Below are 12,289 nucleotides of genomic sequence, written 5' to 3'. Positions count from 1 at the left end.
GCCGTCGTCGTCGAGGCGCCGGTCAGCGCTCGTCCAGGCGGTAGACGCGACGGGCGTTCTCGACGCCGACCATGCGTGCGATGTGGTCGGCGTCGTCCCGCGTCCACGCCCCCTCGTCCAGCCCTGACCGCAGGAAGTCCGAGAGGCCCTGACGGAACAGCAGTGACCCGAGATGGTAGAGCTCGGCCAGCCCGAACGCGTCCGAGGAGAACAGGAACTTGCCGAACGGCGCGAGCTCCAGCGTCTCGGCGATCAACGCCCGCGCCCGTTGCCCGACGTTGTGGGTGGCGAGCCCGACGTCCACGAAGACGTTCGGGAACACCTGCGCGAGGTAACCGGCCTGCCGGTGGTACGGATAGTTGTGCAGCAGCATGATCGGCGTACCGGTCGGCGCGACCGCGCGCAGCAGGTCGGTCAGCAGCAGCGGATCGCACCGGTACAGGTCGACGTCGGCGTCGCCGTATCCCACGTGGAACTGGATCGGCAGCCCCCGCTCGACCCCGCACCACACGAAGAAGGCGTGCAGGGTCGCGTCGGCCAGGCGGGGCGGGGCGCCCGCCTCGATCGAGGTGAGCCAGCGGCCGGCCGCGTTGGCGACCTCCGCATCGCTCGGCCGCTCGCCGGGCAGCGCCAGCCCGACCCGGTAGGCGGCGATCGACTTGAGCGCCACCGCGCCGATGGAGCGCTCGTCCAGCCGCGCGCGGAACGCGTCGGCGAACCCCTCCGCGCCCGGCCCCTTCGCGGCCACCTCCTCCGCGACCTGCTCCAGCCGTACGATCTCGTACGTCTCGGCGCCGGCGAGGGCGCCCATCTCGGGTGGCGCCAGGATGGCGCCGGGGGCGAACCCGGTGTCCAGGCAGAGCGCCGCGGCGCCGGACGCCTGGAGGAACCTCCGGTTGACCTCGCCGGATCCGAGGTCGGCGCGGCGTGCCAGATACTCTTCGGCGGGCGCGTGAGCGGGCAGGTCGAGGACCGGCGCGCACCAGCGGCGTACGGCGAGGCCGATCTGGGAGTCGAAGAGCGTGGTGCCAGGGCTCGGGGCGTCCGCCTCGGTCAGCATGGATTCGAACGCGGTGCGGTCGAGCTCGCGGTCGACCACCCCGTGACAGTGGTGGTCGACGAGGCGAAGCGTCTCTACGCAGGGCAGGAGCGAGGGCACGCGGCCGCTGGTCCTTTCGGGTATGGGCGCCCCACCACGACCGAGGTCACGGCGACGAGCGGGCGGCCCTATGTGAACACCGGGAACCTCGCTCCGGGATGGAGAATGACGTTGCGCTAGAGCGTATAACCCGTCCCCAACAGCGCGGTGACCGGGCCGTACGGCTCCACCGCGGCGCCGGACCGGATGAAGGCAGGGGAGCGGAATGGACCAGCGGGAACGCGCGCGACGCGCGGCCTCGGCCCGGAAGGCGACCGGAGGCCTCGTCGCCAGAGGCGTGACCGCCGTCGCCGTCACCTGGGTGGACACCAGCGGCATCAGCAGGGTCAAGGCGGTGCCCCTTTCGCGCCTGGAACACGCGGCGGCCTGGGGCATCGGCGCCTCTCCGGTGTTCGACGCGTTCCTGCTCGACGACTCGATCATGAGTGGCCGGTTCGCCGGCGGGCCGGTCGGCGACCTGCGGCTGCATCCGGACCTCGACCGCCTCGCCGTGCTGACCGCCCTGCCCGGCTGGGCGTGGGCGCCCGCGGACCGGTACGACCAAGATGGCATGCCGCATCAGCTGGACGCCCGCTACCTGGCCCGCCGCGAGGTAGATCGGCTCGCCGCCGGCGGCTTCTCCGTCCGGGCGTCGTTCGAGGTCGAGTGGGCGGCCTCCGTCGGTGACGGCGATGACTTCGTCCCCGCCTGCACCGGCCCGGCGTACGGCATGACCCGGCTCACCGAACGGTCCGGCTACCTGCGCGACGTGGTCGGGGCGCTGACGGCTGCGGGCATCGCGGTGGAGCAGATCCATCCGGAGTACGCGGCCGGGCAGTACGAGGTCTCCGTCGCCGCCGAGGACCCGATCGGGGCCGCCGACACGACCGTCCTGGTTCGCGAGACGATCCGCGCGGTCAGCCTGAACCACGGCCTGCGCGCGACCTTCTCCCCGAAGGTGCTCGCGGGCGGAGTCGGCAACGGCGCGCACGTCCACCTGAGCCTCTGGCGCGACGGCGCGAACCTCATGGCGGGCGGCGACGGCCGGTACGGCCTCACCGGCACGGGTGAGGCGTTCGCCGCCGGCATCCTGTCCCGGCTGCCGGCCCTGCTGGCGGTCGGCGCGCCGTCCGTGGCGAGCTACCTGCGGCTCGTCCCCTCGCACTGGGCCGGCGCTTTCGCCTGCTGGGGGCTGGAGAACCGCGAGGCGGCCATCCGGTTCGTCACCGGGTCGGCCGGCGACCGGTCCCGGGCGGCCAACCTGGAGGTGAAGTGCTTCGACGCCGCGGCCAACCCGTACCTCGCGGTCGCCGTCCTCCTCGCCGCCGGCCGGGCGGGGGTCGCCGAGGGGGGTACGCTCCCCGAGCCCGTCGAGGTCGATCCGCGCTCCTTGGGCACCGTCACGCCGTTGCCGTCCTCGCTCGGTGCGGCGCTCCAGGCGTTCGAGACCGACGCCGTGCTGAAGGACGCGCTGGGCGAGGCGATGATCGACACGATCGCCCTCGTGCGCCGGGGCGAGATCGCGCTGTTCGAAGGAGCGGACCCCGAGGAGATCGCGGCCCGTACCCGCTGGAAGCACTGACCCGCCTGTTGCATCCCGGCCGGGCCACAGACTCCCGCCCGTCGCTCATCTCGGCTGAGCACTGATTTCCGCCCGTCGCTCATCTCGGCGTATTGGGCCCCCTGAGCATTTGTAGGTTCTTAGCGATCTTTGTAGATATATTCCTGCTTATGCTGGTTTCGGCCCCCCGCATTTCCGATTCGCCGGTCATAATTCCTGACCCGCGACGGCTGCGCGTTCTCGATCTGCTGCGGTTTTGCGCGGCGCTTGCGGTGGTGCTCTTCCACTACGGCGACACGCGGGCATGGGGCACGCCGAACGCGTTCCCCGCCCTGAGCTCGGTGACCATGTTCGGCGTGTACGGCGTCCGCATGTTCTTCGTGATCAGCGGGTTCGTCATCCTGATGAGCGCGTGGGGCCGGACCCCCGGCGCGTTCGCCTCGTCGCGGATCGCCCGGCTGTACCCGGCGTACTGGGCGAGCGTGATCGCCCTTGGCGGGCTGGCGGTCGGGGGCCTCATCACCGACCACCGGCCCACTTTCAGCGAGCTGCTCGCGAACCTCACCATGCTCCAGCACGGCCTGAGGATCCGCGACCTGGAGATCGTGTACTGGACGCTCTGGCAGGAGCTGGTCTTCTACGCCCTCATCGCGGTGTTCGCCACGGTAGGCATCACCTACCGCCGCTGCCTGGCCTTCCTCGGGGGCTGGCTGCTGCTCCTGGCCATCGCCGAGCGCGTGAACGCCGATCTACTCCAGGCGTTCCTCATCCCGTTCAGCGCGCCGTACTTCATCGCCGGGATGGCCCTTTACCTCATCCACCGCTTCGGAGGGTCGCTGTACCCCTGGTTGTTCGTGGGCGCCGGCTGGGCGCTCGCCCTCGTTCAGGTGCTGGGGGAGAACCCTCCGGCCGTCGGGCGGTTCGGCACGGCGCTCGGATCCGCCCTCGTGGTCGGAGTGATCTCCCTCATCTTCCTGGTCATGATCCTGGTGGCCCTCGGCAGGCTCGACGGGATCGACTGGCGCTGGCTGACCTGGCTCGGCGCGCTGACCTACCCGCTCTACCTGTTCCACCACCACGTCGGGTTCCTGCTCATCGGCAGGCTCCACACGCCGCTGGGGAACCGGCTCACGCTGCCGCTGGTCGTGGCGACGGCGCTCGCCGTCGCCTACGGCGTGAACCGGCTGGTGGAGGTGCCCCTGCAACCAAGGCTGAGGGCCGCCCTCGACCGCTCGCTCCACGCCGACGACGGCTACTTGGAGCGCGGAGGATAGATCTCGCCGCCACGCAGCTCCCGGCCCTGCAGCAGGGTCGTGATCGTGACGAAGCGGTAGTGCTGCTTCTCCAGCGTCTTCAGCACGGTCGGGATGGCCTTGACGGTCTCAGGGACGATGTCGTGCAGCAGGATGACACCGTCGCGCTTGGCCAGCTTGAGCGTCTTCTTGGTGATGACGGCGGTGTCGCGGGACTGCCAGTCGAGGGTGGACCCGGTCCACAGGATCTGCGGCAGCGCCAGCTCGGCCATCAGCTGCGTGACCCGGTCGTCGGTGGCGCCGTTCGGCGGGCGCATCATGGTCGGCGCCCTGCCGATGGCCTCGTCGATGACCTCCGAGGTCCTCGTCATCTCGTCGAGGATCTCCTCGTTGGACAGCGTGGTGAGGTCCGGGTGGTCCCAGGTGTGGTTGCCGACCTCGTGACCCTCGTCCACGATGCGCCGCGTCAGCTCGGCGCGGCTCCCGACCTTCCTGCCGAGAAGGAAGAAGGTGGCCTTGGCCTTGTGCTTCTTCAGCGTGTCGAGCAATTGGGGGGTGTACGGCCAGGGGCCGTCGTCAAAGGTGAGCGCGATGCACTTGTACCGAGCGCAGTACGGTTTGGTCGCCTTCCTCACCTCTGCGGCAGCGGTGGCCTGACCGGTGTCGCCGGTCGACCTGGCCTCCGCGGCAGCGAGAGTCGGGGCGGCCTTCTGGGTCTTCTTCGCCTCGGCGGCCACCGGGACACCGAGAACGCCGACCGCGCAGACACTGGCAACCATAATTCTGACTTTCCGCCACATGCCGCCGAATCTTAGTGAAACCTCGCGCCCGCGGCGATCTAGACAAGCTCGGCCCCGTTCCCTCCCTGGTCAGGGCTCGGTGAGTTGTCCATGGAGATTCGGTCTCTGAGGTAAAGAACACGCACACGCGTGTTAGCGGACAGTAATGAGGGCATTACTGTCGGCAAGGGTCGTGCGGCTCAAGCTTGCTCCATCCGGTCAGACCGCCGGTTCGGCTCTCCCCAGACGAACGACAACACCGAGTTGATGGAGCCGCGCCAACCGCTTTCATCGTCACCGATCTCAGTTCAGCGCCGGGCGATCGTCATTCACCGACCGCCCGTTCTGAAGCGTTCCCCCGATCAGCCGAACGAGGAGAAGTGTGCGTTCACACGGAAGAATATCGAGCGCTGTCTTGGCCATCGCCCTCATATTGACGACTTCGGCGTGCACCGGCGGCGACCTGGCCGGCGGCGAGACCGACGCGGCCACGTACCGGAAGGTGGTCGACGACGTCTCCGGGCGCATTCCGGTCCAGACCATCCAGATGCTTACCAAGACCGCGGCGGAGGATCCCCGCTGGTTCGAGGAGGCCCGCCTGATCGTGGAATCCTGGCAGCGGGCCGGGATCCCCGCCGAACTGCTGGCGGTACGCGGCGCCGAGGTGGCTCGGCGTGCGTTCACGAAAAAGGACTTCGACGCGTCTCTGTTGGTATACGGCCCGATGCCGGACCGCATCGACCCCGACAACATCCTGTCGAAGTTCACCTCTGCCCGTGCCGGCGTCTCGGGGTGGAACATATCCGGCTATCGCAATGCCGAGTATGACGCGATCTATGACGCCCAGCAGCTCGCGATGAACGAGGCCGACCGGATCGCCGCGGTGAAGAAGGCGCAGAAGCTCCTGTACGAGCAGCAACCGGCGCGGCCGTTCGCCTATCCCGTGGTGGGCGGGGCATACCGATCGGACCGCTGGGACGGTATCCAGCACGCGTTGGGTTATCCGGTGTTCAACATCTGGAATTCGATCGGAGCCACTCCGAAGACCGGAAAACGCACCCTGGTGGTCGGCACCGTCTCCGAGCCCCTGTCCCTCAACCCGGTCGCGCTGGAGTCGCCCGCGGCGCAGTTACTCCTGTCGCATGTTTACGACAGCCTCGTACGGATCGGCCCGGCAGGTGAGTTGCGGAACTGGGCGGCCGAGTCGGTACAGGTCGACGGCACCCGAGTCACCGCGAAGCTGCGGCACGGCATGCGGTTCAGCGACGGGCATCCGGTCACCGCCGCCGATGTGGCGTTCACCATCAGATACCTGATCGACAAGAAGTCCCCCCTGTTCGCTCAGAAGCTGGCCGCCGTGCGCGACGTGCGCGCCATCGGCGACTCGGTGGAGATCACCCTTGCCAAGCCGTCGCCGAGCTTCGTGCCCACGACGCTGGCCCAGCTGCCGATCTTGCCGAAACATGTATGGGAGAAGGTGGCGAACCCGGCGAAGTTCGCCAACGCCGCCCCTGTCGGCTCCGGGCCGTTCGTCTTCGCCGGCCGCAAGCTCGGCGCGGAGATCCGGTTCAGAGCGAACAAGGAACACTTCTCGGCACCCAAGATCGACGGCCTGGTGATGATCGTGCTGGGCGGCTTGGACGCCGAGGTCGGCGGGCTCGCCCAAGGCGACCTCGACATGCTCGGGGACGTACAGAACGTCGCCCAGCTCGCCTCGGTTCGCGGCAAGAGCGGGATCACGGTGCTGTCCGCCGAAAGCATCGGCTGGGCGGGGCTGCACTACAACATGCGCAGGGAGCCGTTCGACGACCGGCACTTCCGGCGCGCTCTGTCCCTGCTCATCCCCGTACGGGACATCATCGACGTGGTCCTTGACGGCCACGGCAAGCCCGCCGGGTCGCCGATCGCCTCCTCGCTGACGAAGTGGCACGACCCGTCGCTCCGGCCGTTCCCGTACGACACCCGGGCCGCGATGAAGGAGCTGCGGGAGGCGGGATACGTGTTCGACCGCCGGGGCGTCCTCTACTTCCCGGCCGCACACGACGACAAGCGCCTCCGTGACAACAACGTGCCGTCCTGACCGAAAAGGGAGGCGCCATGACGCTGCTGCGATTCTCGATGAGACGTGTCGCGCGGATGGTGGCGACCATCGCGATCCTCGTGCCGTTGACCTTCTTGCTGTTCAGGGCGGTACCCGGGGATCCCAGTGCGGCGGTGGTCGGGCCCGACCTCGATCCGGCCGTGGCCGCCATGCTGCGGGCGCGCTACGGCGTGGACCAACCGCTCGGAGTTCAGTTCCTCAGGTACATGGCCAACCTGGCACGAGGCGACCTCGGCGTCTCGTTCCACTACAAGCAGTCGGTCGCCGACATCCTGCTGAACAAGCTGTTCAACACCGCCGTCCTCGCCGTGCCCGCCATCGTGCTGGCCCTGGTGCTCGGGACGGCCCTCGGCGCGGTCGCCGCGGCCACCAGCCGGCGCGGGGTCGTCGATGCCGTACTGCGCAACGGCGCCTTCGTCGGCAGGGCCACACCCATCTTCTGGACGGCGACGCTGGCGCTGCTGCTGTTCAGCTACCGCCTGAACTGGGTGCCATCGATCGGGATGACCACACCGGGTCGGGGCGTCGCCAGTACCGGCCTCGGCCTGTTCGCCTCACCGGACTTCTGGTGGCACCTCGCCCTGCCCCTCCTCATCATGACGCTCTACTTCATGCCGGAGCCGCTGCTGACCATGCGCACCTCGATGGCGGACGTGCTGCGGGAGGACTTCATCGCTCTCGGCAAGGCACAGGGACTGTCCCCGGCACGGATCATCTACCGGCATGCGGCACGGAACGCGCTGCTGCCGGTGGTCACCTTGATGCCGGCGCTCACCGGCACCATCATCGGCGGTCAGGTGATCGTCGAGACCATCTTCTCCTGGCCGGGCATGGGACGGGCGGTCGTCGATGCCGTCAACAACTTCGACTACCCGATGATGCAAGGCGTCTTCCTGCTGACCGCAGTGATGGCCGTCGTCGTCAACGGCGTCATCGACGTTCTCTACGCGTACCTCGACCCGCGTGTGAGGTTGGCATGACCACTCCGTATCCTCTGGCGAAGATCACCAAGCGGCGTATGTGGCAGGGCAAGGTGACCGCGGGCGCCCGGCGGGTCGCGCGGGACCTGTGGTCGACGCCAAGTGGCCGGGCCGCGATCGCCATCATCGGTGTCTTCCTCCTGACCGCGCTGCTCGCGCCGGTGATCGCACCGCACGGTCCTCTTGAGCGGGTACGTGCCGCCGACGGGGGACTGGCCAGGCTGCTGCCACCGGGCCTGGCGCATCCGTTCGGCACGACCAACTTCGGCCGCGACATCTTCGACCAGGTGGTCTGGGGCACCCGCCGGACCCTGTCGGTCGCCGGGATGGCCGCCCTGGCGACCGCGCTGATCGGGCTCAACGTCGGCCTGATCGCCGGATACCTGGGCGGCAAGGTCGACAGCGTGCTCATGCGGATCGCGGACACCGCGTACGCCATCCCCTTCCTGCCCCTGGCGATCGTGCTGGTCGGCATCCTCGGCCGATCCGACTTCGTGCTGGTCCTCGCCATCGCCGTGCTCTTCTGGCGTACGACCGCGCGGGTGGTCCGGGCGCAGGTGCTGTCACTGAAAGAGCGGGCGTTCGTGAAGGCGGCCGTCGTGGGCGGGGCCTCCCGGCGGCGCGTCCTGTACGTCCACATCGCCCCGAACGTCGCCTCGCTCGCCATTCTCTACGGAATGCTGCTCGTCGCCGAGGCGGTCCTGGCCGAGGCGGGCCTCAGCTTCCTCGGCATGGCGCCGACGAACGCGGTGTCCTGGGGCACGATCATGTTCGACGCGTTCAGCTCGCAGGAGATGAACCGCGCCTGGTGGTGGCCGCTGTTCCCGGGGCTCGCGATCATGCTGTTCGTCTTCGCCGTCTCGCTGCTCGGACGGGCGCACGAGTCCCTGCAACGGCGCCACCTGGAGGTGCAGTCGTGACCCCGATCCTGGACGTGCGCGGATTGAAAGTGGTGTTTCCCAGCCACAACGGTCCGGTGCAGGCAGTACGCGATCTTTCGTTCTCCATCGCGCCGGGCGAGGTCCTCGGCCTGATCGGCGAGTCGGGATCGGGCAAGACCACCGCCGCCAAGGCGGTCCTGCGCCTGCTCCCTCCCGGCGCCCAGGTGTCCGGCCAGGTGACGTTCGAGGGAGCCGACCTGGCGACGGTCCCCGCGAAGAAGCTGCGCGGGTTCAGGTGGGAGCGACTGGCGCTGGTCCCGCAGGCGGCGATGAACTCCCTGGACCCGGTACAGCCGGTGGACCGGCAGATCGCCGAGGTGGTCCGGGCGCATCGCGACATGTCACGCGAGGAGGCGTTCGCGCTGGCCCGGCAGGCGCTTGACCGGGTGGGCATCGGGGCGGACCGCTCCGGAGGTTATCCCCATCAGTACAGCGGTGGCATGCGGCAACGCGCGTTGATCGCCATGGCCACGGTGCTGCAGCCGACCTTGCTCATCGCGGACGAGCCCACCACCGGACTCGACGTGGTCGTGCAGGACCGGATCCTGGCGCTGCTCGCCGATGCCAAGCGCGAGCTGGGCCTGTCCATGTTGCTGGTCACCCACGATCTGGGCGTCGCGGGAGAGATCTGCGATCGCGTCATCGTCCTCAAGGACGGGGAGGACATCGAGTCCGGGCCGGTCGGCACGGTGTTCCGCGCGCCCCGCCACCCGTACACCCGTGGGCTCCTTCACGACGAACCCGTCCGCCCAGAGCGGCGGTCCCGCGACGGCGAGCGGTCCCTGCCGGCGGTGTCTCTCGACCGGGTGTGCGTGCGCTACGCGACCGGCCGCGGGCTGGCCGCGCTGCGGCGGCCCCGGTACGTCTCCGCGGTCGATGACGTCTCGATGCTGGTACGCGAAGGGGAGATCCTCGGACTCGCCGGCGAGAGCGGCTGCGGCAAGAGCTCCGTCGTGTCGGCGCTGGTAGGACTGGCCGACATCGCCGCCGGCACCGTGCGAGTCGGCGACATCGAGCTCGGCGGCGACGGGAAACCCGACTGGCGGGCGCTGCGGTCACAGGTACAGCTGATCTTCCAGGACCCGTACCAATCGCTCAACCCCCGGCTCACGGTCCACAGGGAGGTCGCCGAACCGCTGCTCGCCCAACTGCGGCTCCCCGACGACGAGGTCCACCGCCGGGTCATGGCGGCGCTGGAAGCGGCCGAACTGAAGCCGGCGGAAAGATACGCCGCACGGCGGCCCCACGAGCTCAGCGGAGGGGAGCGCCAGCGGGTGGCGATCGCCCGCGCACTGGTCCTCCAGCCTCGGGTGCTGCTCGCCGACGAACCGGTGTCGATGCTCGACCGGTCCACCGGCGGGGAGATCGTGAGCCTGCTGCGCCGGCTCGCCGACGATCTGGGAGTCGCCGTCATCCTCGTGTCCCACGACCTGTCGGTCCTGCGCCAGATCTGCGACCGGATCGGGGTCATGTACCTCGGCCGGGTGATCGAGACGGGGCCGGCCCACGAGATCCTCTCGCATCCCCGTCATCCGTACACCCGCGCGCTCATCGACGCGGTGCCCGTGACCGATCCGACCGTGCGCCGTACGCGAGTGCTCCTGCCGGGCGAACCGCCGTCCGCCGTGGATCGCCCCGACGGCTGCGCCTTCCACGACCGCTGCCTGGTGGCCCGCCAGTCGCGCTGCCACCACGACGTGCCCCCACTGTCGCGAGAAAGGCACGCGGTCGCCTGCTGGTACCCCCTGGCCTCCGGCAACGGGCATTAGATCTTTGTCCGACGACCGATCCTTCCGCCTGCTTCGGGCACCTCTAACCCAGCCACTCCTCGGTGGCTCCGCTGACACCGGCGGCCACGAGACCTACCGTCAGGCGGCGGTACGCGAACTCCACGAGGAGACGGGCATCACGGTCGATGACCACCAGATAGGGGCGCCGACCTGGACCCGCGACGGTTCGTTCCGGCATCGCGACGTCCGCCACCTCCAGCACGAGGTAGTCGTCGAGATCCAACTGACCCACCCCGGACCGGACGTCGAGGAGCGCAACCGGCTGGACTACGAGCTGGAGGATTACTTCGGCTTCCGCTGGTGGCCGATCGCGCAGGTAGTCACCAGCACCGCCCAGTTCTACCCCCGCAGCCTTCCCCGCCTGCTGGAACCCTTCCTCGGCGGCGAGACGATCACCGAACCACTCGAACTCTGGGCCTGACATGGCACGCGGCCGGCCTCTGGCGCGCTCCGCGTACCTCGTGCCCTCTGTCGCTGCGAACCTCCTGTCACATAACCGACGACCGGCCAGGACGTGGTGTCGGCCCAGGTCGGTCCCGCGCTATCGCCACCGGGCGGGAGTCCCGATTGTTAGCGCTAACAAATTGCTTTCGTAATGGTTCCTTCTCTGCCGCAGGGTCAGTGGTGGCAGAGCGGAGCCAATACGAAACAAGGAGCCGATGTCAAGGACGGTCACGCGTTCCCGGCGAGAGACCGGAGACCGCGTGCGGGTTCATCAGGTGTTATCAGGGGGCGTCGCACGTGATCGATAAGAGCGCCGACTGAAACTTTCGCGGCAGGGTTGACATGTTTCGCGATGATTTCCACACTGTGTCCCCAAGGCGGTTTCCTCGTGCCAAGTGGTGGCCCACGGCAGGGACCGTCGTCTGCGACGCCCTTGTGGTGTGCGTTCCACGATCACGGGACGCGGCGTCGATCGCGTGGAGCTACCTCCCCGCATGTCCGCTTTCGTGACTCAGCCTGGAGCGTTCAGTCATGCGCACGAACGCCGAGTTTTCCGCCTGCACCCCCATCGCCAACCGCGAGTTCACCAGGGTGACGCCGGCGAACGAGATGACACCAGCCCCTGACGGCGGCTGAACACTATGAGGAGAATTCACATGCGTCTACCCTGGCGAACGGGACGCCCCGCCGCCGTAACCCCCACAGCGACCCCCCGGCCCGCTGTCCGCCGCAGCCTGGCGATCGGCGCGATCCCCGTCCTGGTGGTGGCGGGCGGGCTGCTCGCCACGCAGCCCGCGCAGGCCGCCGTCGCCTGCCGGGTCGACTACAGCATCACTTCGAGCTGGTCGGGAGGCTTCGGCGCCAGCGTCACCATCAACAACCTCGGTGACGCGGTCAACGGCTGGCGGCTGACCTGGTCCTTCGGCTCCGGCCAGCAGATCACCCAGATCTGGAACGCCACCAACACCCAGTCCGGCTCGTCGGTCACCGCCACCAACGTCAGCTACAACGCCGCCATCCCCTCCGGCGGCAGCACCAACTTCGGGTTCAACGGCTCCTGGAACGGCAGCAACCCCGCACCCACATCGTTCTCCCTGAACGGCGTGGCCTGCACCGGCAACCCCGGCAACCCGAGCCCGACGCCGACCCCCACCCCCACTCCCACGCCGACCCCCACCCCCACCCCCACACCGACCCCCACCCCCACACCGACCCCCACTCCCACTCCCACGCCGACGCCGACGCCGACGTGCGCTCTTCCGTCGACGTACCGCTGGACATCGACGGGCTCGCTGGCGAACC

The 12,289-nt window shown here is 68.9% G+C and carries 10 protein-coding genes; 8 read left to right on the top strand and 2 right to left on the bottom strand.

Features of this window, described 5'->3' with window-relative positions; translation table 11 throughout:
* Positions 1–22: 22 nt before the first annotated feature.
* On the bottom strand, positions 23–1,159 hold the full coding sequence (locus AB0O34_RS02130; protein WP_363911622.1) for an amidohydrolase family protein: 1,137 nt from the start codon (positions 1,157–1,159) through the stop codon (positions 23–25).
* A gap of 205 nt (positions 1,160–1,364) precedes the next feature.
* Between AB0O34_RS02130 and AB0O34_RS02125 the strand changes: the two genes are divergently transcribed.
* Both AB0O34_RS02125 and AB0O34_RS02120 read left to right on the top strand, forming a co-directional pair.
* Positions 1,365–2,720 carry a glutamine synthetase family protein gene (locus AB0O34_RS02125; protein ID WP_363911620.1) on the top strand — a complete coding sequence of 452 codons (1,356 nt, stop codon included), beginning with the start codon at positions 1,365–1,367 and terminating at the stop codon, positions 2,718–2,720.
* Positions 2,721–2,869: 149 nt separating this feature from the next.
* Entirely contained in the window at positions 2,870–3,973 is a 1,104-nt protein-coding gene (locus AB0O34_RS02120; RefSeq protein ID WP_363911618.1) for an acyltransferase, read from the top strand.
* Here AB0O34_RS02120 and AB0O34_RS02115 read toward each other — a convergent pair.
* Positions 3,952–4,731, bottom strand: a complete 780-nt coding sequence (locus tag AB0O34_RS02115; RefSeq protein ID WP_363911616.1) for a polysaccharide deacetylase family protein — start codon at positions 4,729–4,731, stop codon at positions 3,952–3,954. The two genes, AB0O34_RS02120 and AB0O34_RS02115, sit on opposite strands and share 22 nt — an antisense overlap.
* A gap of 415 nt (positions 4,732–5,146) precedes the next feature.
* On the opposite strand from AB0O34_RS02115, the gene AB0O34_RS02110 reads away from it, so the two are divergent.
* The 6 genes from AB0O34_RS02110 to AB0O34_RS02085 all read left to right on the top strand — a co-directional run.
* Positions 5,147–6,811: an ABC transporter substrate-binding protein gene (locus AB0O34_RS02110; RefSeq protein ID WP_363911614.1), complete on the top strand. Its 1,665-nt coding sequence runs from the start codon at positions 5,147–5,149 to the stop codon at positions 6,809–6,811.
* A gap of 17 nt (positions 6,812–6,828) precedes the next feature.
* Positions 6,829–7,812, top strand: a complete 984-nt coding sequence (locus AB0O34_RS02105; RefSeq protein ID WP_363911612.1) for an ABC transporter permease — start codon at positions 6,829–6,831, stop codon at positions 7,810–7,812.
* Positions 7,809–8,732 carry an ABC transporter permease gene (locus tag AB0O34_RS02100; RefSeq protein ID WP_363911610.1) on the top strand — a complete coding sequence of 308 codons (924 nt, stop codon included), beginning with the start codon at positions 7,809–7,811 and terminating at the stop codon, positions 8,730–8,732. The genes AB0O34_RS02105 and AB0O34_RS02100 overlap by 4 nt, the downstream gene beginning before the upstream one ends.
* On the top strand, positions 8,729–10,522 hold the full coding sequence (locus AB0O34_RS02095) for an ABC transporter ATP-binding protein (protein ID WP_363911608.1): 1,794 nt from the start codon (positions 8,729–8,731) through the stop codon (positions 10,520–10,522). Before AB0O34_RS02100 ends, AB0O34_RS02095 begins: the two co-directional genes overlap by 4 nt.
* Before the next feature lie 4 nt (positions 10,523–10,526).
* A complete protein-coding gene (locus AB0O34_RS02090) occupies positions 10,527–10,964 on the top strand; it encodes an NUDIX domain-containing protein (RefSeq protein WP_363911606.1) in 438 nt (145 codons plus the stop codon).
* 679 nt (positions 10,965–11,643) lie between these two features.
* The coding region (locus tag AB0O34_RS02085; protein WP_363911604.1) for a cellulose-binding domain-containing protein at positions 11,644–12,289 on the top strand (646 nt) is incomplete at its 3' end.

The sequence above is a fragment of the Sphaerisporangium sp. NPDC088356 genome (genome assembly GCF_040685555.1).
Taxonomy (GTDB): Bacteria; Actinomycetota; Actinomycetes; order Streptosporangiales; family Streptosporangiaceae; genus Sphaerisporangium.
This window is presented reverse-complemented; position numbering and strand designations above follow the sequence as displayed.